Genomic DNA, 24457 nt, shown 5'->3' with positions numbered 1-24457 from the left:
CTGAGTGGAGCGAGCCGTCGGGGATTGCCGATGCTAGTCCTTGAGTACCCTTGCCCCGCTAGATTAATGGATGCCTCCCGTTCTCCAGGGGAAGCATTGTAGCCACCCATTCCAGGAATCGTGCACCATGGAAGACAGTTCCCCCACAAGTACTTCGCGGCGTGCCTTTCTTGCGGCGCCCGATCCGGATCGCTACTTCCCGGCGCACACAGTGGAAGAAGCTCGACTCCGGATCTCTCGTTCAATAGAACGTGGAGAGGGAACTGCTTTGGTGATCGGCGGCACAGGTACGGGGAAGTCGATGCTGCTAGAGGTGTTGGCGAGACAGTATTATGGCAAGCTTAGCACGGTCCTCTTAGCTGGCGCGCAGCTTTGCACACGTCGTGCATTACAGCAGTCGATCCTCTTTCAATTGGGACTCCCCTATCGTGGGGCCGATGAGGGGGAATTACGTCTCTCGTTGCTGAGCCACTTGCGGCCCCGTGATGAGGAGCCACGTCGCTTGCTGCTATTGGTCGATGAGGCGGATTCGCTACCGACGCGATTACTTGAGGAGTTGCGAGCACTGACCAACATCGCGGCGAATGGGCGAATTCTGGTAAGCTTGGTACTCTCAGGGAAGCCGGCACTTGAAGAACGGTTTGCCGAACCGGAGCTCGATGCGTTCAGCCAAAGAATTTCACAACGCTGCTACTTGGCAGCGTTTGGACGCGAGGAAACCTTTCAGTACCTCCGAGCTCAAGTATCGGCGGCAGGAATACAGAGCGACTTCTTTGCCCAGGATGGACTCGAAGCAATCTTTTCCGCAACTGACGGGGTGCCCCGGCTTGTGAATCAGCTGGGAGATCAATTGGTGTGGTTGGCGGACGAGACTGGCTACACTCCCATTGATGGTGCCATTGTCCAGCAGGCCTGGTCTGAGATTCAGCAGTTGCCAGCTCCATGGAATTTGCAAAACGCCGAACCGGTAGGGGTAGAGGTGGAGTATGGCGAGCTGACTTTGGATGATGAGTTAGTGGATGAGGACTCGAATGACGAGCCATCACTACTTCCAATCAATACTCGCAATCCTAGTACTCCTGAACAAATAGAAGAATCTTACTTTGAGCCTTTGTCATCAGCCGACATAAGCGAAGATCAATTGCTCCAACAATTTGCTGGACTCGAGGTTGCCAACAGAGCTCCCGAACAGAAACTGGAACGAGTTGCTTCTAGAAATCCTTTTCAACAGAGCTTCCAATCTGAAGAAGTGGTCATCGATCAGTATCTGGACTTTGAAACCAATGTGCTTACCACAGCACCACGCGTAATCAATCGGCTCGATACGGCCTTTGCCCAACAGCTAAAGAATTGCGAGAAGCCTGCTACGGTCATTCAGTCCACGCCAAAGCCAGAGCTACTCACATCTGATGAGGATGAGCTTGAACTTGCGATTCTTGATGAGGAACCAGAACTAGGCCTTGACCTGGAAGAGCCACTCTCTATGACGTCCTCTCGGATCGAAGCTGCTGCGAATATGACCCCAGGCGAAATCCTGGTAATCGAAGACGAAGTGACTTCCGGTCCAACAGTTGTTTCCAGCAAACGATTTCGACAGCTATTCAGCAGCTTGGAAACGGCAAGCACTCCACAGCGGTTCGCTTAGAAGCAAAGGTCACACATAATTGCTGCTTGTTGGCCTGGCAACATACAATGAGCTGGATAACCTGCCCCACCTAGTGGCAAGGATCCATACCGAACTTCCTGCTGCGGACGTGTTGGTCGTGGACGACAATTCCCCCGATGGCACCGGGGCTTGGTGCCAAGAATTCTCTCACGACAATCACTGGTTTACCTGCATCGTGCGAGAAGGAAAACAGGGCCTGGGGTCGGCACTTTCTCTATTGATGCAGACCGCGGTGGAGCGAGGGGCATCCCATTTAATTACGATGGATGCTGACTGGAGCCATCCGCCGGAACGACTGACAGAATTAGTCGCAGCCGCGGAGAGCTCCGATGTCGTCATCGGTTCGCGGTATTGCGACGGCGGAAGTATCGAAGGTTGGCCCTGGCACCGTCGCATGATGAGCCACACGGTCAACTCCTTGTCACGCGTGATTCTTGGAATTCCGATAGGCGACTTCAGTGGGAATTATCGAGTCTACAATTGCCAACTGCTAGCCAAAGTACCCTGGCTAGAATTGCAATCCGCTGGTTATGCGTTCATCGAAGAGGTGCTGTGGCATCTGAAACGCTTAGGGGCCACTTTTACCGAAGTGCCGATTACGTTTGTCGATCGCAAGCTGGGCAAATCAAAAATCTCCTCTCGCGAAATGGTTGGTGCCCTGAAAATGTTGAGCTCACTAGCGTGGCGCCGCCTGCGTGGCTGATCGTAGCGATTATTCAGGTGGCAACGACTAGCGAGAGTTAATAGCCGTGGGCGGAAGCCCATGGTTTGCTTCTAGAAGAACCATGGGCTTCCGCCCACGGCTACAAAAACACTTTCCCGACCTATACTTGCCAAGAAATATCTCTTGTCCAAAGGTCTTCAGAGGGAAACATTGATGTCGAGCAAGCGCATAGGAATCCTAACTAGTGGTGGCGATTGCCCCGGTCTCAACGCCGTGATTCGAGGGGTAGTCAAAGCTTCGAGCCAACTCGGCTACGACTGTGTCGGTTTCCTCAAAGGTTACGAGGGGCTCTACGATCCCGTGCGCTACATTACCCTCACACATAAGAACACGTCAGGCATTCTCAATCAGGGGGGCACCATCCTCGGTTCCACGAACAAGGGCCGCTTTGCGGCGACTGTAGGCGTGGCAGATCGCGTAGAAATCGATCCTGAACTGCTAGCCGGTGTGAAACACACGATTGACCAACTCAACATCGCTGGACTGGTTTGCATCGGTGGCGATGGTTCACTAGCTGTTGCCCAACAGTTTCACGAATATGGGATTCCCGTGGTGGGCGTCCCCAAGACGATCGACAACGATCTCTCAGCAACGGCGTTTACCTTTGGTTTCGACAGCGCCGTGGAGTGTGCCACCAATGCCTTGGATCGTCTGCACACCACAGCCGCTAGTCATGAGCGGATCATGGTAATCGAACTGATGGGTCGCCATGCGGGCTGGATCGCGCTGCATGCAGGTATTGCCGGCGGCGGAGATGTGATCCTCCTGCCTGAAATCGGTTGGACCTATGAAAACGTCTGCCACAAGATCCTCGACCGCGAGAGCCACGGCAAGCGGTTTTCGTTGGTTGTGGTTGCCGAAGGGGCAGAACTGCCCGAAGGGGGTTTGGTTGGTGAAGAAAAATCAGGAGCTCAAGCCAAGCTAGGTGGCATCGGCCAAATAGTCGCTACGGAGATTGAAAGACGACTCCATCGGGAGGTCCGCGTTTCGGTACTCGGACATCTGCAACGCGGCGGGGCGCCCACCACATTCGATCGGGTGCTGGCCACCCAGTACGGCGCACACGCCGTCCGGCTGATCGTCCAGGGAAGACTTGGTGAGATGGTCTGTTATCATCCGCCTGAGATCGAGAGCGTGCCAATCATCCAAGCTGTGAACAAACTCCGCACCGTCGAGCATGATGGCTCCGCGGTCCAAGCCGCCCGGGCGCTGGGGATCAGCTTCGGCGATTGCCCCGCAGATGAAAGTCCATTTGCCTGGTCAGAAGATTTCGACGTTGAGGTTGCCACCAGCGATGACGTGGAATTCGATGCCGAGTTCACGCTCGATATTGCCGAAGCGGCTACGGAAGAAGCGCTGGCAGAATTATGAATTAAATTAGCTCAACGCGACCCAATGCCCCAACCAAGACACTTTTTATGAGCCACGGATTAACACAGATCGACACGGATTGAATTGAGACTTCCGTCTTGTCCGTGTTTCATCCTTGTCGATCCATGGCTACAACTGCTTGGGCTTTTCGTATTTCTTGCACTACCTATTTCGGAGGACATGGTCCATTAGCTGAGAATTGAGCAACACTGTGTTATTCTCGCTGGTGGCTAGAACCTGCTCACTCATTGCTGTAAAATCGAGAACTCGACTCGCAGTTCTTATTTCTCGTTTCTAGCAGGAGTTCTTCCCCATGGCGGACCAGGCAGGCCGACAAATTGATACAGTCATGCAGGAATCGCGGTTATTCCCGCCGCGGCCCAGTTTTTCAGACAAAGCCCGCATCAAGTCGCTCGCTGAATATGAAGCCCTCTGGAACGAAGCCGCGACAGATCCGGCAAAGTTTTGGGGCGATATGGCCCGAGAAGAGTTGCACTGGTTCGAACCATTTACCAAATCGCTCAACTGGAACGAACCCTTCGCCGAATGGTTCGTGGGTGGAAAAACCAACGCCAGCTACAACTGTCTCGATGCCCATCTCGAAGCAGGGCAGGGGGATCGCGTTGCCCTTCTCTGGGAGGGAGAGCCGGGCGACACACGGCGACTTACCTATACCGAACTTCATCGCGAGGTTTGTAAGTTTGCGAACTGCCTTAAGACTCTCGGCATTGGCGAAGGGGACGTGGTTTCGATCTACATGCCGATGGTTCCTGAGTTGGCTATTGCGATGCTGGCTTGCGCCCGAATTGGCGCAGTTCATTCTGTGATATTTGCCGGTTTTTCCGCTGAAGCCATTGCCGATCGCAACAATGATGCCCAGGCAAAAGTGCAGATCACGGCTGACGGAGCCTGGCGACGAGGAAATATCTTGCCTCTTAAGGAAACCGTCGATGCGGCGCTTGTCAAATCGCCTTCCGTCAAGCACTGCATCGTACTCGATCGCGTAAACGAAGCGATTGAGATGAAAGTTGGCCGCGATTATTGGTGGCATGAGCTGATGGATGCTGCGTCAGACGATTGCCCCGCTGCGCCGCTCGATAGCGAAGCACCTCTCTACATCCTCTACACAAGCGGATCGACCGGAAAACCCAAGGGAATCAAGCATACAACCGCCGGTTACAACCTGTTTGCCAAGAAGACGTTTCAATGGGTCTTTGATCATCGCGCTGAGGACATCTTTTGGTGTACCGCCGATTGCGGATGGGTCACCGGACACAGCTATGTGGTCTACGGACCGTTGTCGGCAGGTGCGACCTGCCTGATGTATGAAGGGGCTCCCAATTTCCCCGCTGAGGATCGCTTCTGGGAACTCGTAGAGAAGTATCGCGTTTCGGTTTTTTATACCGCTCCGACAGCTATTCGTGCCTTCATCAAGTGGGGTGACGAGCATGTCGAGAAGCATGATCTTTCGAGCCTGCGTCTATTGGGCACCGTCGGCGAAGGAATCAACCCCGAGGCCTGGATGTGGTACCACAATAAAATTGGTGGCGAGCGCTGTCCGATCGTCGATACGTGGTGGCAAACCGAAACAGGCGGCATCATGATGAGCCCGCTCCCCGGGGCGATTCCCACAAAGCCGGGAAGTTGCACCAAACCATTGCCTGGGATCATCCCTGAGATTGTCGACGAATCTGGTAAGCCGGTCGGGAAGAATCAAGGAGGCTGGCTCACGATCTCCCACCCCTGGCCCGGTATGCTCCGCGGCATCTGGGGAGACAACGAGCGCTACCAGGAAGTTTACTGGAGCAAAGTGCCTGGCAAGTATCTCGCGGGGGACAATGCCCGCTGTGATGAGGACGGCTATTACTGGATCATGGGCCGCATTGATGACGTGCTGAACGTCTCGGGTCATCGCCTGAGCACAATTGAAATCGAAAGCGCCCTGGTTTCGCATCCCAACGTTGCCGAAGCTGCCGCGGTGGGGCGGCCCGATGATTTGAAAGGTGAGGCTGTCGCCGTATTTGTGACACTTAAGAACGTTGAACCTACGGAGGAACTCCGCAACGCGCTCAAGCAACACGTTCGCAAAGAAATCGGTGCCCTTGCCCAGCCGGACGATATCCGTTTCACCAATGCACTGCCCAAGACGCGCAGCGGCAAGATCATGCGACGTTTGCTCAAGGACATCGCCGCAGGCAAAGAAACCGTCGGCGACACGACCACCTTGGAAGACTACACCGTCCTGGCTAATTTGCGCGAGGAAGAGTAGATTCGGCTACTGTGGCTTGGTGAGATCCACCGGCTGACTCCAAGCCCGTTTTGGTCCATCGTCGAATGAAGCGTTTTCAGCTTTGGCCGAAGAAGTCACACGAGCGCGGACATACAGCTCGTCCCCCTTGAACTTGTAGTTCGCTTCGGTGCCTTTCACCGTTGCCAGAGTTTCACCGATGTCGTCACTATAGTGGTGTGTGGTTCGCACCTCGCTTCCCTCTTCGTCGACCACCGGCTTGTTTGACCAGTCGTATCCCTCGCGGGTACCAATGAATTCGATCTCGTACTCTTCACCGTCCACAGGCTCAACTTCAACCGAGTACTCTTGGGGAGTAACTGCAATTCGCCGCAGTGCCACGCCGCTCGATGCATAAAACTGGCCGGCTTCGAGCGCGTCGATGAGCGATTCAACCGATAGCTCCTCCGCCAACACCATTACCCATCCACGGCCCGGATTACTCTTGCGATCTCCCAATTCATGATGGTCATGCGAGTCATCGGTTGCCAAGCCATAGAGCGCGGGCAATTGATATTCGCCCAGTCGCCCAGTCAGTAAGATATCCCAAATTCTGTCACAACTGGCATGCAAGTGATCACCTTGGTTGTTGACCCAGGGATGACCGTTGTAGACCTCGAAAAACTGCTCACCGCGGATCAGCATCATGTCTTCTGCTGTGATGGCATAGCCAAAATTGGGGTGATTCAGATGGGCAATCATTGGAATACCTGTCTTCTCGCGCTGACTATTCACAGCACGAAAATTATTCTGAATCGTCTCTGCGACGCTCCCACCTTTCATCGGTGGGATTACTTCCTGGATATTACTGGCGCAAATATGAATGGGAGCCTTTTCGAACTCGTCGCTGATCTCTTCGCCTTGAATCAAAAGAAATTCATCGGGGATTATAAGCCGACCGGCGACATCCTGAAATGTATTCAACCGGACTTCCAGTTTGTCTTCAGCGTTGGTCCGCTCTTGAACGTGCTCAGGAAATTGCGACTTGAACTTCTCAAAGGCATTCTGCCCACCCTTGCTCTTTTCCACATCGATCCACCGCTCGGTGTCGGCGAGTACATTGTGGTCGGTGAAGACCAGGAATTGATAACCATTCTCGCGATACCATAGGGCAATGTTGTCGAGATAGTCATCGCCATCACTCCAGAGGGAATGCGTGTGCATATTGCCCCGATACCAATGCCGGCCATTGCCGGCTTGTAGATCGAATGGCTCCGCACGTACCGCAAGGCAGTCGAATAAGCCCAATGAGGCGAAAAACAGTAAGAACAGTCCTAGATTGTAAGTGGAGCATCTCATTGGAATAGGTTCCTGGGATCTTCTATGAAAGACTAACTCAGTTTGTTCAGCGCTGCTTCGATGGCCTGCAATTGGCCCTGGGCCTCAGCAAGTTTTTCCCGCTGTTGTTCGACAACTTCGGCTGGGGCATTCTTTACGAAATTCTCGTTACTAAGTTTTCCTTCGATCGACTTGGTGAATTTGGCAAGTTGGTCTCGTTCCTTCTCTAGCCGTGCCTGTTCGGCAACCACGTCGAAGAATTCGCTTATGTCGACATGCACTTCCATCCCTTCCAGCGGTTTGCTCGCCACACGCTCCGGGGGGACCACGTCAGGTCCCCAGCCGGTCGCCGTTGCACCGGCCATCGAGGCAAAATAGGGCTCCATTGGTTTGAGTAGTGCCACGGTCTCCTCATCACACCGCACCGAGAATTTGACCGGCGTCCGCGGGGGGATATTCTTCTCCTGACGGATATTCCGCACCGCTCCCATCACGGTCTGGAACTGAGCGAATTGTGCCTCGATCCCCTTATCAATCAGCGATTCATCCACCGTGGGCCACGCCGCAACGCAGACACTCTCGGCGGCGCGGTCGTGCTTCAGCACGCCGCGCTCCGGCGCGACCTCCCCCAACAAATGCCAAACCTCTTCGGTCAAGAATGGCACCATCGGATGCAAAAGCCGGAGCAGTGTATCCAGAGCATGCGCGAGCACCTGCTGGGCAACGGCACGTTGCTCCGGCACGGCAAATCGTGCTTTAGTCATCTCGACATAGAAGCTGCAAAACTCATCCCAAGCAAAGCCATAGATTGCCCGCGCCGCATCGGCAAAATGGTACGACTCCAAAGCTGCCGTCACCTCGCCCGTCACCGTCGCCAATCGGGACAACAACCAACGATCTTCCAGCAATAAATCATCCGCCACAAAGCCGCCACCGTTGGTGGCGCTGTTACCAACTGCACGACCAGCGGTCGCGGCGTTATAGTCGGCGAGATTCATCAACGCAAACCGCGAGGCATTCCACAGCTTGTTACAGAAATTGCGGCCCAACTCAAATCGCTCGCTGACCGCCGCCCCACGCGCCAGCGCTTGATCCTCCGCAGTGCCATTAGACTGGGCCCACTGCGTGCCGAACGGTTTCCCACACTTGTCGCATTCAACTCGTGGCAAGGTGCGATTCTTCTTGGTCTGCGGAATGAGCGCCTGGCAATGCGGGCACTCAAACTCCACTGGCATCCGCACGTCCTGCGTCTCGGTCGTCAGATACGCGAGCCCAAATCGCAGCGCATCGGCCCCAAATTTTTCGATTACGTCGAGCGGATCGACCCCGTTGCCCTTCGACTTCGACATCGTCTCGCCGTAGCCGTCGAGAATCTTGGGGTGGATAAACACCTCGGGGAACGGGACCTCGTCCATATTGTACAACCCCGCGAGCACCATCCGCGCGACCCAGAGAGTGATGATGTCGCGCGAAGTGATGAGTACGCTGGTGGGGTAGAAGGTCTTGAGTTCAGGTGTTTGGTCCGGCCAACCCAAGGTCGAATGTGGCCAGAGTGCAGAGGAGAACCAAGTGTCGAGGACTTCATCTTCTTGTGTGAATTTATTCCACACTTCGAGTTGCTTTATGAATTCCGGATCAAAGTCTTTTTTCAAACAGACTAGAATTCTTAGTCCACGCCCACGGTATTGTTCAAATCCATCGTCTCCACTTACATCAAGGTTCTCGCCAGTAACCAAATCAGTGAATTGAACACTCCATTGTGTATTTTCGTCTGGATAATCGACCATTTCATCGATGTCGGACTCATACAATGCTTGGTCCCATTCCACTTTCGACGCATCTGCATTTACGACCCGAGTCCATACAGGTACGCGATGCCCCCACCACAACTGCCGCCCCACCGGCCAATCACGCTTTTCGCTCAGCCAGTCGAGATAGGTCTTCGTGTAGCGCTCGGGAAAAATCTTCACGCGCTTATCGGTCACGGCATCCATCGCCGATTGGGCTAGTTCGTCCATCCTTACGAACCACTGGTCAGCGAGGTACGGTTCGATGGGGGTCTTGCTGCGGTCACTATGCGCAAGGTCAATTTCGCGATCTTCGATTTCGACAACCAACCCCGCCGATTCCATATCTTCTACGACTGCCGCACGGGCCTTCTTCATCGTCAGGCCGCGATATTTTTCCGGTACGCTGTCGTTGAGCGTGCCGTCGGGGTTGAGGATGTTGATCGCGCCGATCTGCTGGTTCCGTTGCCAGACCTGGTAGTCGTTCTCATCATGCGCTGGAGTAATCTTCACACAACCGGAGCCGAGTTCCGGCTTCGCCCATTCGTCGCAGATCAGCGGAATGGTGCGGTCTGTCAGGGGGAGCTGAAGCTCCACCTGCCGTCGGGCCATATCACGCAGGGTTTCTAGCTGCGGGAGCATTTTGGCACGGCGTTCCAGTAGCAGCGTCGCCTGCTCCTCCAGTTCGCCTTTTTCCTTGGCACTGGCCGCTATGATCTTCTCGCGAAGCTCGGTGCTGAGCTTATCAAAAGCACCAGCCGGGTCAGGATGCACCGCCACGGCGGTATCCCCAAGCATCGTTTCGGGTCGCGTGGTGGCGATGGTAACATGTGTCGGCTCGCCAGGCTTCGGATCGATTACCGGATAGTTGAAATGCCAAAAATGGCCTTTGGTGACTTCGTGAAACACCTCGTCATCGCTCACCGCTGTTTGCAGGAAGGTGTCCCAATTCACCAGCCGCTTGCCACGATAGATCTTGTTATCAGCAAACAGCTTGAAAAACGTCTCACGGACCGCACGGGCACATTGGTCGTCGAGCGTAAATCGGGTCCGTTCCCAATCGCAACTACAGCCAAGTTGTTTGAGTTGGCCAAGGATTCGCTTCTCGTATTGGGCCTTCCATTCCCAAATACGGTCCACCAACCCTTCGCGGCCCAGGTCGTGCCGGGACTTGCCTTCTTCCTCTAGCAACCGCCGCTCAACAACGGCCTGCGTGGCGATCCCTGCGTGATCCGTCCCCGGCATCCAAAGCACGTTGAACCCCTGCATCCGCTTCATGCGGCAGAGGATGTCTTGCAACGTGTTATTGAGCGCATGCCCCAGATGCAACGCCCCGGTCACATTCGGCGGCGGAATCACAATCGAAAACGGCGGCTTTTCCGATTTGGCATCCGCATGAAAATAGCCCTGCGATTCCCAGTAGGGATACCAACGTGCCTGCGCAGCGGCGTGATCATATTGGGAGGGAAGTTCTGTAAGTCTAGATTCAGGCATCGTGTCGGTTGGCATGTTATCAGGTCAAAAGAAGATCACAGGAATTCGAAATTACAACGAAAGCGGAGAGTATAAAGGAACAAAGATATTCTGTCTCTGTGAACTCCGCGTCTCTGCGGTAAAACCTATTTAATATCCTTACACAGCTTATACTCAATACTATCCACCAACGCCTGCCAGCTCGCTTCGATCACATTTTCATGAACCCCTACAGTCCCCCAGGTATCGCTCTCATCGCGGCTCTCGATGACCACTCGCACACTGGCTGCCGTCGCGGCATCTGAGTTGATGACGCGTACCTTGTAGTCGACCAGATGCATCTTGTTCAAGCTCGGAAATAGCCCATTGAGTGCCTTTCGCAAAGCAGCATCTAAGGCATTCACAGGGCCGTCTCCCTCGGCCACTTCATGCAGAAGGTTGTCGTTCACGATCAACTTAATCGTCGCCTCAGTCACGGGCTCCCCACCGCGACTAACAACGCTGGTGTGATATTGCACTAGTTCAAAATGCGGAGTGTGGGTTCCTGCCAATTTGCGGACCAGCAGATCAAACGACGCCTCGGCGGCCTCAAACTGATAGCCTTTGTTCTCCAGGTCTACGACTTGTTTCAGCACTTGATCCATTAGTGATTTGTCGTCCTGCAAGTTCATTTTCGTCGCAAGAGCCATGATATTAGACCTGCCAGAAAGCTCGCTCACTAAGATACGGCGTTCGTTGCCGACCTGGGCCGGATCGATATGCTCATAGCTGGAGGCTGCTTTCGCCACAGCATGCACATGCATGCCCCCTTTATGGGCAAACGCGCTGGGTCCAACGAACGGCTGGTTCACACGGAAATGCATGTTGGCGATTTCATACACGTAGCGTGAAAGTTCCGTGAGATGCTCAATCCCCTTGCCATTTAGAACTTCGTAGCCTTGCTTCTTGAGCGCCAAATTGGCGACCACCGAAACCAGATCAGAATTGCCACAGCGCTCGCCCAATCCATTGATTGTCCCCTGTACATGGACAGTCCCAGCGTCGATGGACGCCAGCGAATTCGCCACGGCCAGGTCGCAGTCGTTGTGCGTGTGAATTCCCAACGGCTTGTCGATTTTTCCGGCTGCCTCGTTAGTGAGTGCGGCGACCTCTTCGGGCATGGTGCCACCGTTGGTGTCACACATCACTACGATCGTAGCTCCCGCCTCGGCCGCGGCCTGGATGGTCTTTGCCGCGTAATCGGGATTCGCTTTCCAGCCGTCGAAAAAGTGTTCGGCGTCATAAATCACTTCGCGTCCTTCGCCACAAAGGTACGCGATCGTGTCGCGGATCATTGCCAGGTTTTCATCGAGCGAGACCCCCAGCACTTCGGTGACATGAAAATCTGAGGTTTTGCCAACAATCGTGATCACGGGTGCCTGCGAATCCAGCAAGGCCTTCATGCCGATGTCGTCCGCAGGTTTCATCCCCCGGCGGCGGGTCATGCCAAAGGCACACACCCGAGCATGCTTGAAGGGCTTGGCGGCAATCCGCTGGAAGAATTCAGCGTCTTTCGGATTCGAGAGTGGATAGCCCCCCTCGACATAGTCAAAGCCCAGCTCATCGAGCCGATGAGCGATCAGCACTTTGTCCTCCAGGGAAAAATTGACTCCTTCCCCTTGGGCACCGTCGCGTAAGGTCGTGTCGTAAATCTGTATCTTTGGCATGTTTTTGTGTGATAATAGGCTTGAAATAAGCGCTAGCTGCGACTCGTAAGAGTCGATGGTCCCAATCTGAGAATTCATTCAAGTTTCTCATTCTAGCGGAAAGCTGGTCTCCAGGCGTAGACATCCTCCAGGGAATTCGGGTTCAGTTGGCTGCTTTTTCCCTTTAATCCCTAATTCTGGTCCTGAACGCACTTGCTATTTGAGGCAAGATCCTCACTTAAGAGACGAATATGCTGGAAGAATTCCGGTTGCCGGCGGAAATACCAAAAAATCCAGCACGGTTGTGCTACGTTTGAGCATGAACCGACCTTCATCAGGGAATTCCCTGGTAGAGAATTTGGCGGCGATACTGGTTCAATCTCACCTTTAGGAAACTCGAATCATGTCATCTGCATTGTTTTTAATCCTGGGCGTTGTTCTGGCGGGTATGATAATCGCTAGTGCTACACAGTTACGGTCACCCCAATTGCGCATTGCAGGCATCGGCCTTGCGATTCTTGTCTTGTTAGCAGGATTCACGCTAGCTTCGTTCCGTTTCGTGGGCGAAGACAAGATTGGAATCGTGAACAAGAACATCGGTTTCACCTCATTGCCGCCGGGCAAGATTATTGCCACCTCAGGTGAAAAAGGGTTGCAAGCAAAGATTTTGCCTCCCGGCTGGCATCCTTGGTACTGGCCTTTTATTTATGACATCGAATACGGCGAGGTCAACGAGATACCTGCCGGAAGCGTGGGGATCCTAAACGCCGCGGATGGCCAACCTTTGCCTCGCGACACGGCCTACGCACCCGAGTGGGAAGAGAAGGACGAGCGGTTGATGGCACAAGATGCCGAGTTCTTTCTAGGGGACGGGGGAGGCTACAAAGGACCGCAAACTTCCGTGTTGAAACCAGGGTCCTACCGCATCAATCCTCGACTCTATGAGTTGGAAATCGTTCCTGTCACGACCATCGAGAAGGCTACCGTTGGCGTGGTGAAATCCAATGTTGGTGAAAGATCAAGTGCAGAGGAAGACGAAGCTCGGATTGGCGAGTCGCGGCATTTAGTGTCCCGAGGTGATCGTGGTATCTGGCGAGTTCCTCTGCTCGAAGGTCAATACTATTTGAATACAAGAGCGTATGAAATCACCAAAGTGTCAACCAAGAAACACATTGTGCTCTATACGTCTCAGCAAGTTGCCCGGGGAGCAGGAGACGAAGAACGTGAAATCATGGTTCGTACCTCCGACGGCTTTACTTTTCCGGTTGACGTGCGGATTGAATTTGAAATCAAACCAGAGAATGCCCCTTTGTTGGTCGCAACTGTAGGAGACGATCAAGATGGACTGCGTAGCGTGATGAACTCAGCAGTGCGAGCGATCTTCCGCAACAATGCCGAAGGGGTAAAGGCGCTCGACTACGTGAAACAGCGATCACATCAGGAATCGCAGTCCTTATCAATGCTCAAGGATGAAATGGACAAGATCGGCGTAACAATTACAGGGGTACGCATTGGAGACGTTGGGAACGAGGAAACCCTCGGTAATCTCTTGAAGACCCAGACGGATCGAGAAATTGCCCTTCAAGAACAGGACACATTCAAAGAGCAACAGCGGGCCGCTGAACAGAAGAAGCAGCTTACTAAGACCGAGCAGGAAGCCGAGGAAGAAAAGCGGCTTGCCACGGCTGCTTATGCGGTCCAGATTGCAGACAAGGATAAAGAAAAACAGATCATCGCTGCCGAAGCCGAGGCCGAAGCGGTGCAGATCAAGGCGGAAGCGCAAGCCTTGGCATACAAGCAGATTGCCGAACAGATCGGCAGTGGCAATGCAGCGCTGGTCGAGCTATTGAAAATCGTGGGAGAGCGAAACATCTCCATCACGCCACGTGTGATGGTTGTCGGCGGCAACGGAGGCAGTACCAAAGATGGCGAGACAACCGCCTTGATAGGCACCATGCTCGACACGATGATGCAAGATACACCCTCGCAAGAGACAACGCGGCAACCCGCTCAGCGCTAGGGGAATAGTAGAAATCCTTAATACGACAACGCCCCGGGATTGCAATCCCGGGGCGTTGAAGTTTAAGTCAGATCAAGAATCGATCATCCGGCTCTGCGGAGACTCAGAGTACCGAGTGCAAGCCCCAGAAGCATCCATGTCGCCGGTTCGGGAACGCCCCGAACATAGGCACTGACATGAGAAATTTCCTTGGCGTTTCCATTGTTGGCGTTAAAGAAGGGCGTGGTGTACGCTCCTGAAGTGTCACCCGTCACAAGCAGATAGCCAACGTACTCTTCCTGAGTATTGTTTCCGCTGCCGCCCTTGAGTATGAGCATGATATCCTGAAATGAACCCCAGACGTTGTTAATCGACCATGTGCCAGAAATATCGCCACCTGTGATAGTCAAACCGATGTCGATGTCTTCATCTACAACCGGGAATTCAAATTTCTCTGCGAATACCCAGTCCGAGAAACCGAACATCGTGTCGGCGTTGACTTGACCTGGAATGGGATTGTCATTGTTGGTGCTACCAGTCTCGCAGCCATTGTTGGCAGTGAGGTTGTTGGCGATCCCAGCTGAACAGACGGTCCCAGCATTCCCAGTTTGAGCGAAAGCAAACTGAACAATAATAGCCAGAAAAAGAAATGAATACTGGCGGTGCAAGAAAAGAGATTGGTTCAAAAGTGTCCTGTTCATGAGCGAGCCCTCTTTGGAAGATTCCAGTTAAAATGACAAACGGTGATATAGCTTCCGCGATCGAAGGTCACTTCGTTCCTTGCGGATTGTTCGAACTCCATACCGCCAATTACCCTGATATGGCTACCTGGAGCCGCTAACCCTATTACGTCTAGATTATCAGAATAGATGGTTTTGTCTAGAAAAAATGACAAAAAATCTTGCGACTTGGTAGAAACTCCTCATTAGGAGTTGTTTGGACGATATTGGTCCAAGTAGTTATTTATAAGGAATTTTGCGTCCCTATGTGGAAACCCGCAGTAGTTTTCGACCGCGGTGCAAACTTACCAAGAGGTGGTTCTACCCAATGGGGGGATTGTCTCCCCCCCTTTTTGGGGAAGCACCCACTAGCCTAAGCAGAGCGTTGTTCCGGCTCGGAGGCTGTCGCGTCCTCATCGTCCTCCCAGAGTTCGTCCTCTTCCTCCTCTTCTTCGTATTCCCACTCCGAGTCGTCGTCCTCGCCGTCTGACTCAGCTACTTCGCCCTCTTCGTCGACTTCCTCTTCTTCGTATTCATATTCGTACTCGTATTCTGCATCGTCAGCCTCTGCATCGTCGTCCGCTTCAGCTTCCCCACCCTCGTCGTCTTCGTACTCTTCCTCGTACTCTTCCTCGTACTCTTCCTCGTACTCTTCCTCGTACTCTTCCTCGTAATCTTCCTCGGATTCGTCCTCCGCTGATGCTTCTAGTTCAGAATCTTTCTCTACTTCTGGGAGTTCAGCTTCCTCCTCCTCTTCGTCGTACTCATATTCTTCGTCGTCTTCCGCGACAGTCTCATCTTCGACGGACGCTGAAGTGACGTCGCAGTCGGCTTCAAGGAGGGAGTCTTCTTCTATCGCTTCTTCCAAATCGCTCGGTTCATCCGTGCCGGGCACCACCTTGTTTGTCCGACGCTGTTTCGGAGGTACGGTCGCGACGGTCATGGGACCTTCGGCTGGTTCTTCTGGTGCTTCGCCTCCGGCTTGCATTGCCTCCCAATCTTCCAGGGAAATCGCCACCTCGCGGGCCTGGGAGCCGTTGTATTCACCCACAATGCCATCTTCGGCCATGAAATCGATCAACCGTGCGGCACGGCCGTAGCCGATGCCCAAGCATCGCTGTAGCAGTGATACACTCCCACGGCGTTCGCGGACGACAATGTCGACGGCAGCTTCGTACATCTCATCGCGATTCTTCAATTGTCCCGGGACCGCAGCTTCCTCTTCCTCCTTAGTCTTGAGTTCAATCAATTCCTTGGCAAACTGTGGCACATCGGTTCCGACAAAATCAACCACCCGGGTGATCTCGTCGTCCGAAAGATAAGTTCCCTGGCCACGAAGCAATTGACTTGTGCCCGGCGAAAGAAACAACATATCGCCATTGCCTAAGAGCTTGTCGGCCCCCATCTCGTCGAGCACCACTCGGCTGTCGGTGCGGCTGGCCACTTGGAAGGCAATCCGTGCTGGCAAGTTCGATTTGATCAACCCCGTGATCACGTCGACGGTCGGTTTTTGGGTAGCCAGAATGAGATGGATGCCCACCGCACGACTCTTCTGTGCCAAGCGAATGATATGCTGCTCGACGTCCTTGCCGGCAGTCATCATCAAATCCGCCATTTCGTCGGCCACAATCACGATAAACGGCAACTGCTTGGGGATCTGTTCCCACTCTGCTTCGCTGGTGGGTTTGATCCGCTGGCGGAGTTCTTCTTCACTCAACTGGTTGTACACCGTCACATGACGCACACCGGCCCGAGCTAGCAACTGGTAACGTTCTTCCATTTTGTCGACGCCCCAGGCCAGAATTGCCTCGGCCTTCTTCATGTCGGTGACGACCGGGTGCATCAGATGAGGGAGTTTCTGGTAACCACTCAGCTCGACCATCTTAGGATCGATCATCAGCATCCGCACTTCATCTGGTCCACGACTCATCAGCATCGACAAGATGATCGTGTTCAGACACACGCTCTTACCAGTACCCGTGCGACCGGCAATCAGCAGATGCGGCATCGTTGTGAGATCGACCACCAGTGGATTGCCCGAAACATCCTTGCCGAGGTAGATGGGAATCTTCATCCGCGCAGCGCGGCCGTTGGCCTCTTCGATCACTTCGCGCATACGGACCAATTGTCGATTCTCGTTCGGCACTTCAATACCGACCGTGTTCTTACCCGGGATGGGTGCCACGATGCGCACACTCGGTACACGTAGGGCAATTGCCAAGTCATCCGCCAGATTCGTAATCTTGGCCAACCGCAAGCCCGCTTCGAGTTGTACCTCATACTGCGCGATAACCGGCCCCGTCTCGATCTCGACGACTTTCACATTGAAACCAAAATTCTTGAAAGTCTTCTCCAAAATCTTGGCCTTGCGCCGGACTTCCTTCTCATGTTCCTCATAACAGACCGTGTCCGATTCGAGCAGTAAATCGAGTGGCGGCAGTACGTAGTCGAACTCTGTTTCTGGGAACTTTTGCTCGGCAGCATCGAGTTGGCTGATGACTTCTTCCCGCTCGGTTTTCTTGAGCAAACTTTTCTTCGGCTCGCTCTTCTTTTTCCCAATGCCCAAGGCAGAAGCCAGTTTGTTCTTCAATGGTTTTGCAGGCACTTCGTCGTCCTCCTCCTGCTCAACGATTCCTTCCTCGTCGGAAGCGGATTCAGGCTCCTGTTTCGAGGCAGGAGTGCGGATCAAGACCTCTTCTTCCTCGGCGGCATCATCTTCTTCGTCATCTTCGTACTCCCATTCCTCGTCTTCGGCATCCTCTTCGCCATCGTCCTCATACTCGTATTCATACTCTTCCTCTTCGTCACCCTCATCTTCAATGCCATCTTCTACGTCACTCTTGGGACGAGCCTTGCGGGCCAGTGGATTGGAGGTGCTGAAATGCCCCAGTGTCATGATCCCCCGACCAGAAACGCGGGTCGTCACAGCCGCAGCATGAAACAGGAAGTAGTCCGTCGATAGGAGCCAACCGGCTAGCAACACGCTTAGCGTGAGAATATACGCACCGGTGGAAGCAAAATGCGATTCCAACAGCACTCGGCCCATCGCACCCAGAAAGCCGCCCGGGCCGATTTCGGGGCCCGGAGAAATATTCGGCAACAATAGATTGGCAAGCGTACTCACCGCCACTAGCGACAGGGTCCAGCCGACGGCACGCAACACAGGCTGGTCGATCTCGCCCCGCCACATCAACACCACCGATAGCACCACCAACGATCCGAACAGATAATACGCTCCTACCCCAACACTCTCGAGCAGATAATGCGCGACATAAGCCCCAATAGGCCCGCACGCATTGTGAAACTCAGTTTGCGGAGGTTGAACAAGCGAACTGGGAGGGTCGGCTGAGTTATAGGAAAAGAGCGCAACACCCAGCACCGCTGTTGCGGCGAGCAGGATCAAAGTAAAAAGATCGATTCGCAAGCTGCGATTTTCGAACATGCGCGGTCTCTGGCGATCCGTTAGGTTCGTCCGCGCTCGCCATCATGGCAGAAAACACGGACCGATCGTGGGGGCCAGTCCATGCCCTACTTTTTTATCCCTGGTTGTTCATCCGAGTGTTCGCAGTCCGAGCGCACCGGAAGCGCGCACAGACTCCTAAAATCAGTTTCGACGTTTTGCGGCATGAGATTCTACTCGCATTGGTCAGTGCGATACGTTTTCCCTCGTAGTTCAAACGCCTACGACAGCACGTATTGGCACAACCCCTACAAGAGTGAGCAGAACTCCATTCTCTTTCATAGTCGTGGGCAGAAGCCCATGGTCGAAATCGACAAAAAACCATGGGCTTCCTCCCACGGCTATCAAGAGTATCCACGCAAGAATGCCGTTCATTGTTCTCTGACACCCACTCCCAACCCCAATTGGCAAGAAATACCGACACAGAAATATCGATCATACCGATGGCGCAAAGTTGCGAAGCACTTTGAGAATCCCCGCTCGCTTCTCTGTCAGCACGGCAACAAGGTCGCCACGACCATTAATCCCCGCAATCTCGGCACCCGCACGGTAACCCTCCACAGCGATCGTTCGGCCAAACTCCAGCTCCCTGACTTGCTCACTAGAGAGCATCATCTGTGGCAGATGGCTGACAGCCACTGCCAGCGGAACCAACTCTTCTTCGATCCGCTCCGGAGTAAGCTCGTCGATAGCAACCGATTGATTTAGCGTGAATTCGCCAATCGCCGTACGCACGAGCCTGCTCATCACGGCACCTGTACCTAAACTCTCGGCCAAATCTCGCCCCAAACTGCGGACATACGTCCCGCTGCCACAGTCGATCGCGAGGTCAAGTTCTGGGTACTCATAGCGGGTGAAGTCGAGACGATCGACTTCGACGGAACGCGGAGCGATCGAGACCTCTTTCCCCTCACGGGCCAAATCATAAGCGCGTCGACCTGCGACGTGGACCGCCGAATAGGCGGGAGGACGTTGCTCAATACTTCCAACAAATCGCGGTAAGGCCGCATTGATTTCAGTGAGAGTTGGAATTGTTGCTTCAACAATTTCGCTCACCTCGGTCTCGATATCTTCGCTCGGACTCCTGCGGCCCAGCAAGAAGCTGGCCTCATAGCGCTTCTGCTTTTGCTGCACATATTCGATCAACCGCGTCGCCCTCCCCACCGCCACGACCAGCACTCCAGTCGCCAACGGATCAAGCGTCCCCGCATGCCCCGCCTTGGCAGGTCGCACAAGTCGCTGCACACGGTTTACTACGTCTCTCGACGTCCACCCTGCCGGTTTGTTGATATTCAGAAATCCAAGCATGATCCATTGTCCGCGGCGCAGGCTTCCAGACTGTGAACATACCTGACAGGCAAGATGCCTGCCCCATTAGTTGCCCCCTTTGCACACGCAGCAGCTTGCAGGATACTGGACTCCGTAGATTCCGCTACCAAGAAAATCGAGAACCCCATTGTCTGAAACCGAAAACACCCAGCCTACCCCTGCCGATCTGGCCCACGCGCTCTGCGAAGTTGGCATCGAATTGCCCGACGACCGAATCGGATTGCTTGATCGCTATCGCAGTGTCTTATGGCGCTGGAATGAGCAAATCAATCTCACTCGACATACGACTCTCGAAAAATTCGTCAACCGTGATGTGGTCGACAGCCTGGAACTTGCCAAGCTGCTACCAGAGCGCAAGCGGATTCTCGACATCGGCACGGGGGGTGGAGTTCCTGGACTTATCCTCGCGATCTGTCGTCCTGACTTGAAAGTGAGTGTCTGCGAATCGATGCAAAAAAAAGCCAAGGTCGTCGAGGCGATCGTTTCAGAATTGCATTTGCCGGCCACGGTCTATGGCTGTCGCGCCGAGGAAGTTTTGCAATTGCAAACATTCGACACGCTTGTTGCTCGAGGAGTCGCCTCTCTATCAAAAATTCTCCGCTGGTTCGAACCGCATTGGTCTGCATTTGACCAACTACTGCTCATCAAAGGCCGCAAGTGGGTCTTAGAACGGGGCGAGGCAAGACATAATGGATTGCTCAAGAAACTAGAGCTCCGCAAAGCGGCTACCTATCTTACCCCAGCATCCGAAGCTGAAAGCGTCATCCTCAGCATTACTAGCCCAAAGACCACCTCGCGCCGGGGATAGCGTCCTCTGGGCAAATCATTTAAACTCGTAGCTCGAATTCAGTAGCTACGCTCGCCAGAGCGTGGTCTAACTCATATCTCAATTCTGACAACCTACGACAAACGGAGTCATCCCGTGGCAGACGAAAAAAAAGAGCCCAAAGAAGCCCAAGCAGCCAATCAGCAAGAACAGCAGCGCGTGCAAGTCGACGACCACAACGCAAGCTGCTCCTACGCCAACTTCTGCCGCGTGACAGGCACTCCTGAGGAGCTGATCATCGACTTCGGCCTGAACTCCCAACCCTTCGGCGTACCGACAGAACCCGTCGTGATAACTCAGCGCCTAGTGACCAACTACTACACCGCCAAGCGCCTTCTCCACGCCCTGCACCTCTCCGTGCAGCGCCACGAACAAGCTTTCGGACCGCTAGAAACCGACGTCCAAAAACGCGTCGTCCAAAAGCCCAGCTAGCGAATTCGTTAGCCGCGACGCGCCTGCCGAGTCTCACGAGGCGGAGCGGAGCGCGAATTGGCGATTCATCCCTGACTCAACTGCCTACTCCGTTCCATCGCTTCTTCGGCCAGGCGGACGTAGTCCATATTACCGGTGCCAGCATAGGCACGCTGGTAGGTGACGCTCAACGCTGTGAAGCTAAAAGGGTCCATCGGATCGAGTTCGGCGACCTTGCAAGCATGTTCGATGGCCTCCTCGTGCTTGCCCATCTTTTGCAGGACCACAGCCATGGCCGAGTGACCCAAGGCATATTGATCGTTGATTGCGAGCGCTTCGCCAAGTTTTGCAGCGGCCTCATCGAGTTTGCCAGCGGCCTTCAGTTGGTCGGCCTCGTCATAGAGCTTGTTTTCGTCTGCCATGGGTTCACTTTCTCATTACAACTAATAGTTATTGCCGGCAATGCTAGCACTGCGACTGTTCGCTATCAGGAGTTTAACGCGCAAAGGGTTTCTTCGCCCAGGGGCAACCGTAAAAGTGAAGTCCCTTCCCATTCCAAATGGCAATTGGGATCCCCGGCTTTTGGAAAGAATCCAGTAGCAAACCTAACCCGTTACAACCCTCCCATCCGATACTACCAGGGAGAGGGCATTTTCCCGCTAATGGCCCCCAATTGCTGGCTCCGCTCGACGTATCGCTAGATTCGACACCTTGCTATGATTCGGCTCAATTAAGGACCCAACCCCTATGATTCACTCCACAGCAATCATCAGTGACCAAGCCCAGATCGGTGCTGATGTCGAGATTGGACCGTTCTCAATCATCGAAGGCGATGTCGTTATTGGTGCGAGAACCAAACTAGCCGGCCATGTGACGATCAAGAGCGGCACAACGCTCGGTACAGACAACTCAGTTTGTGAAGGAACCGTGCTGGGCGGATTTGCGCAGCATGCGAATCGCCCAGAGAAATCGGGACGATTGGTGATTGGCTCGCGAAATACCATCCGCGAACACTCCACCGTGCATCGGGCTATTCATGCAGACCAAACGACCACCATCGGCGACGATTGCCTGCTGATGGTAGGTGCCCACGTAGCCCACGATTGCCGTGTCGGTAATCGTGTGATACTCACCAATGGGGTGATGCTCGGGGGGCACGTCGAAGTCGGCGATCGGGCCTGCCTAGGTGGCAACGCCGCCGTTCATCAACATTGCCGCATAGGCCGCCTGGCAATGGTGGGAGGATGCACCAAGGTGGTGCAGGATCTACCACCGTTTGTTCTCACAGACGGCGCAACGGCACTCATAGTCGGATTGAACAGAGTAGGGCTTCAAAGAGCAGGTTTCACTCGGGAAGAAGTATTGGAGCTCAAAGCCGCCTATCGAGTGATCTATCGCGAAGGACTTACGTTCAATGAAATGCTCAACGCATTGGAAAGCCGCTTCCCCGTTGGTCTCGCCGCCGAATACACCGAGTTCTTCCGCGTAGGAACCCGAGGCTTTGTCCAAGAACGCCGCAGCCCACCAAAGATTGCCTTGCGAGTGCATCCTGCTGTCGACGAAGATGAGTCAGACAAGCCGGAAATCAAAGCGTTTCCGCATGCTGCATAGTCGGAGCGTAGAGAATGGTGTGTAGAGAGTAGGGCGTTGAGCGGCTATCGCCCTTGCTCCTTACTCGGATTGCCCGCGGACCAAATTCGTTTCGTATTGTTGGGCAATGAATTCGGCGTTGTCTACCTTTTCAAAGGTAGCCAAATGGTGTCTGGCTTCTTCGAGCCGTGCACGATCTGCCCGCGACAGACGCCAAGTAATCAGATGGACCGCACGCAGAGTCGAACTGCTGGAATCGACCGTACGCTGAATTTCCACCGGCACAACACCGTGCTTTTCCAACGCCTTGTTGAGTTCCAATCGTGGACCTGGCGGGGGCGTGCTATTCATCATCGTATTGAGTCGAGTATACCAATCCGTGAATTCCCGATAGCGTTTTAGAGTGGTCGGATCATCGGCAGGAACTGTGGCTACGCGATAGTTCCATAGTTCACTCGTGAGACTGAGCATTCCTGTTGATTTATCGAATGTCTCTTCGAACTGGGGATCCGCACAAAAATTCAGTAGCGGATCTTTCTGATCACTCGCCCAGCGCACCAACTTGTCGATCAGACCAGTTATCCTCTCTGTGGAGACTTCAGTACGTCTCTCAGACTGTAAATCTAACAGAATAAATTGTCCGTCGTGAGAAGCAGTTGGTGGGCGAAACACGGCAATCGCGGGGGGATTCTCGGTGAAGTCGTAGACCGTATTGGAATCAAATAATGTGACCGTTTTACTCAAAGGCTCTTCTTGGTCGTCCGCAAAAATCTCCGTCTCGATACGCAGTTCTTGCGAAAAGCAGAGCCCGACTGGTCCAGTTAGAATCAAAAGTGTGAGTAGCGCGAGCAATCCATTGCGTCCAAAGAAAAATGCGGAAAATCGAATGTCCATTGTCATCGCTCCGTAGAAGATTTATAGCGGTGTGCAGAGCCTGATCTCGCACCCCTGGGAGCATACGAATATCACTAACTACGGTAAACGGCGGTTCTCGGCAGTAGCAGCGCGTTTGTCTCGAATTCTTCAAGCGGTTTTTATAGGTTTGGGCTAGGTGCTCCGACTTGAAAGTAGCTAGCTCACAGGGCATACTAGGGTCCTATTCACGAATAGTGTGCTGACATTGCATTGCTAGCAGTCCGAAGTCCTGCGGGTAACGACGGGGTAATAATGGACCAAATTTCTGCCGAAAACGCTTTTGATTCAGTCGAATTCGCTGAGAATCCGGAGCCTCGGGTTCCTTGCGTGCTGATTCTAGATACGTCGACTTCGATGCATGGTCCCCGAATCGCGGAGCTTAACAAGGGCCTCGAAACTTATCGGGATGAATTGCTGGCCGATACTTTGGCCGCCAAACGGGTGGAAGTTGCAATCGTGACTTTCGGGGGGCGGGTGACCCGGCTAGTAGAGTTTGCCACGGCCCTGGATTTTAATCCCCCTAAATTGAATGTGATCGGTGGCACTCCAATGGGGGAAGCGATTCAAGTCGCACTAGACATGATCGAGGAGCGAAAGGCGAGCTATCGAGAAAATGGCATCGCTTATTATCGCCCTTGGGCGTTCCTTATCACCGACGGCGAGCCGAACGATCACTGGAAACCCATCATTCAGCGCGTACACAAAGGCGAGCAAGAGAAAGCATTTTGCTTTTTTGCCGTGGGAGTTGAGGGAGCCAACATGAAAGTTCTCGATGAAATCAGCGTTCGCAAGTCGCTGTGGTTGCAGGGAACAAAGTTCCGGGAGCTATTCAGTTGGCTCTCCAATTCACAACAGGCCGTTTCCCGCTCTTCGCCGGGAGACGAAGTCCCGCTGGAAGACCCCACCTCAGGCCCCAGTGGTTGGGCTCAAATCTGAC

At 53.8% G+C, this 24457-nt stretch carries 17 protein-coding genes; 9 read left to right on the top strand and 8 right to left on the bottom strand.

Annotated features, from left to right (window positions below; all coding sequences use genetic code 11):
- Positions 1-127: 127 nt before the first annotated feature.
- The 4 genes from Pr1d_RS07245 to acs all read left to right on the top strand — a co-directional run bounded on the left by Pr1d_RS07245 (position 128) and on the right by acs (position 6030).
- A complete protein-coding gene (locus Pr1d_RS07245) occupies positions 128-1645 on the top strand; it encodes an ExeA family protein (RefSeq protein WP_168205105.1) in 1518 nt (505 codons plus the stop codon).
- A gap of 19 nt (positions 1646-1664) precedes the next feature.
- Positions 1665-2369 carry a polyprenol monophosphomannose synthase gene (locus Pr1d_RS07240; protein ID WP_148072911.1) on the top strand — a complete coding sequence of 235 codons (705 nt, stop codon included), beginning with the start codon at positions 1665-1667 and terminating at the stop codon, positions 2367-2369.
- Between the two features lie 174 nt (positions 2370-2543).
- The gene (locus tag Pr1d_RS07235; RefSeq protein WP_148072910.1) at positions 2544-3761 is read left to right on the top strand and encodes a 6-phosphofructokinase; all 1218 of its coding nucleotides are present in this window, start codon (positions 2544-2546) and stop codon (positions 3759-3761) included.
- A gap of 313 nt (positions 3762-4074) precedes the next feature.
- On the top strand, positions 4075-6030 hold the full coding sequence (gene acs, locus Pr1d_RS07230) for an acetate--CoA ligase (RefSeq protein ID WP_148072909.1): 1956 nt from the start codon (positions 4075-4077) through the stop codon (positions 6028-6030).
- Positions 6031-6036: 6 nt separating this feature from the next.
- On the opposite strand, the gene Pr1d_RS07225 is transcribed toward acs, so the two are convergent.
- The 3 genes from Pr1d_RS07225 to cimA all read right to left on the bottom strand — a co-directional run bounded on the left by Pr1d_RS07225 (position 6037) and on the right by cimA (position 12292).
- The gene (locus Pr1d_RS07225; RefSeq protein WP_148072908.1) at positions 6037-7347 is read right to left on the bottom strand and encodes a CehA/McbA family metallohydrolase domain-containing protein; all 1311 of its coding nucleotides are present in this window, start codon (positions 7345-7347) and stop codon (positions 6037-6039) included.
- A 32-nt stretch (positions 7348-7379) separates the two neighbouring features.
- Positions 7380-10607, bottom strand: a complete 3228-nt coding sequence (locus Pr1d_RS07220; protein WP_148076290.1) for a valine--tRNA ligase — start codon at positions 10605-10607, stop codon at positions 7380-7382.
- Between the two features lie 125 nt (positions 10608-10732).
- Complete coding sequence (gene cimA / locus Pr1d_RS07215) at positions 10733-12292, bottom strand: citramalate synthase (RefSeq protein WP_148076289.1); 1560 nt, start codon at positions 12290-12292, stop codon at positions 10733-10735.
- A gap of 382 nt (positions 12293-12674) precedes the next feature.
- Between cimA and Pr1d_RS07210 the strand changes: the two genes are divergently transcribed.
- Positions 12675-14291, top strand: coding sequence for an SPFH domain-containing protein (locus Pr1d_RS07210; protein WP_148072907.1), 1617 nt, complete (start codon positions 12675-12677; stop codon positions 14289-14291).
- An 83-nt stretch (positions 14292-14374) separates the two neighbouring features.
- On the opposite strand, the gene Pr1d_RS07205 is transcribed toward Pr1d_RS07210, so the two are convergent.
- The 3 genes from Pr1d_RS07205 to truB all read right to left on the bottom strand — a co-directional run bounded on the left by Pr1d_RS07205 (position 14375) and on the right by truB (position 19757).
- A complete protein-coding gene (locus Pr1d_RS07205; protein ID WP_148072906.1) occupies positions 14375-14971 on the bottom strand; it encodes a PEP-CTERM sorting domain-containing protein in 597 nt (198 codons plus the stop codon).
- A gap of 391 nt (positions 14972-15362) precedes the next feature.
- Positions 15363-18431: a DNA translocase FtsK gene (locus tag Pr1d_RS07200; RefSeq protein WP_148072905.1), complete on the bottom strand. Its 3069-nt coding sequence runs from the start codon at positions 18429-18431 to the stop codon at positions 15363-15365.
- Between the two features lie 453 nt (positions 18432-18884).
- Positions 18885-19757 carry a tRNA pseudouridine(55) synthase TruB gene (gene truB / locus Pr1d_RS07195; RefSeq protein ID WP_148072904.1) on the bottom strand — a complete coding sequence of 291 codons (873 nt, stop codon included), beginning with the start codon at positions 19755-19757 and terminating at the stop codon, positions 18885-18887.
- A gap of 148 nt (positions 19758-19905) precedes the next feature.
- On the opposite strand from truB, the gene rsmG reads away from it, so the two are divergent.
- Together rsmG and Pr1d_RS07185 are read left to right on the top strand one after the other, a co-directional pair.
- Positions 19906-20586, top strand: a complete 681-nt coding sequence (gene rsmG, locus Pr1d_RS07190; protein ID WP_238476652.1) for a 16S rRNA (guanine(527)-N(7))-methyltransferase RsmG — start codon at positions 19906-19908, stop codon at positions 20584-20586.
- A gap of 114 nt (positions 20587-20700) precedes the next feature.
- Positions 20701-21036, top strand: a complete 336-nt coding sequence (locus Pr1d_RS07185) for a DUF3467 domain-containing protein (protein WP_148072903.1) — start codon at positions 20701-20703, stop codon at positions 21034-21036.
- Between the two features lie 65 nt (positions 21037-21101).
- Here the strand turns inward: Pr1d_RS07185 and Pr1d_RS07180 are convergent, their stop codons facing one another.
- Positions 21102-21437: a tetratricopeptide repeat protein gene (locus Pr1d_RS07180; protein WP_148072902.1), complete on the bottom strand. Its 336-nt coding sequence runs from the start codon at positions 21435-21437 to the stop codon at positions 21102-21104.
- 325 nt (positions 21438-21762) lie between these two features.
- Here Pr1d_RS07180 and lpxA point away from each other — a divergent pair, with 325 nt between their 5' ends.
- Entirely contained in the window at positions 21763-22626 is an 864-nt protein-coding gene (gene lpxA / locus Pr1d_RS07175; RefSeq protein ID WP_148072901.1) for an acyl-ACP--UDP-N-acetylglucosamine O-acyltransferase, read from the top strand.
- A gap of 60 nt (positions 22627-22686) precedes the next feature.
- Here the strand turns inward: lpxA and Pr1d_RS07170 are convergent, their stop codons facing one another.
- Entirely contained in the window at positions 22687-23499 is an 813-nt protein-coding gene (locus Pr1d_RS07170) for a hypothetical protein (protein ID WP_148072900.1), read from the bottom strand.
- A 273-nt stretch (positions 23500-23772) separates the two neighbouring features.
- Between Pr1d_RS07170 and Pr1d_RS07165 the strand changes: the two genes are divergently transcribed.
- Positions 23773-24456, top strand: coding sequence for a vWA domain-containing protein (locus Pr1d_RS07165; protein ID WP_210417910.1), 684 nt, complete (start codon positions 23773-23775; stop codon positions 24454-24456).
- The last annotated feature ends 1 nt before the right edge of the window (position 24457 follow it).

The sequence above is a fragment of the Bythopirellula goksoeyrii genome (assembly GCF_008065115.1).
Taxonomy (GTDB): Bacteria; Planctomycetota; Planctomycetia; order Pirellulales; family Lacipirellulaceae; genus Bythopirellula; species Bythopirellula goksoeyrii.
This window is presented reverse-complemented; position numbering and strand designations above follow the sequence as displayed.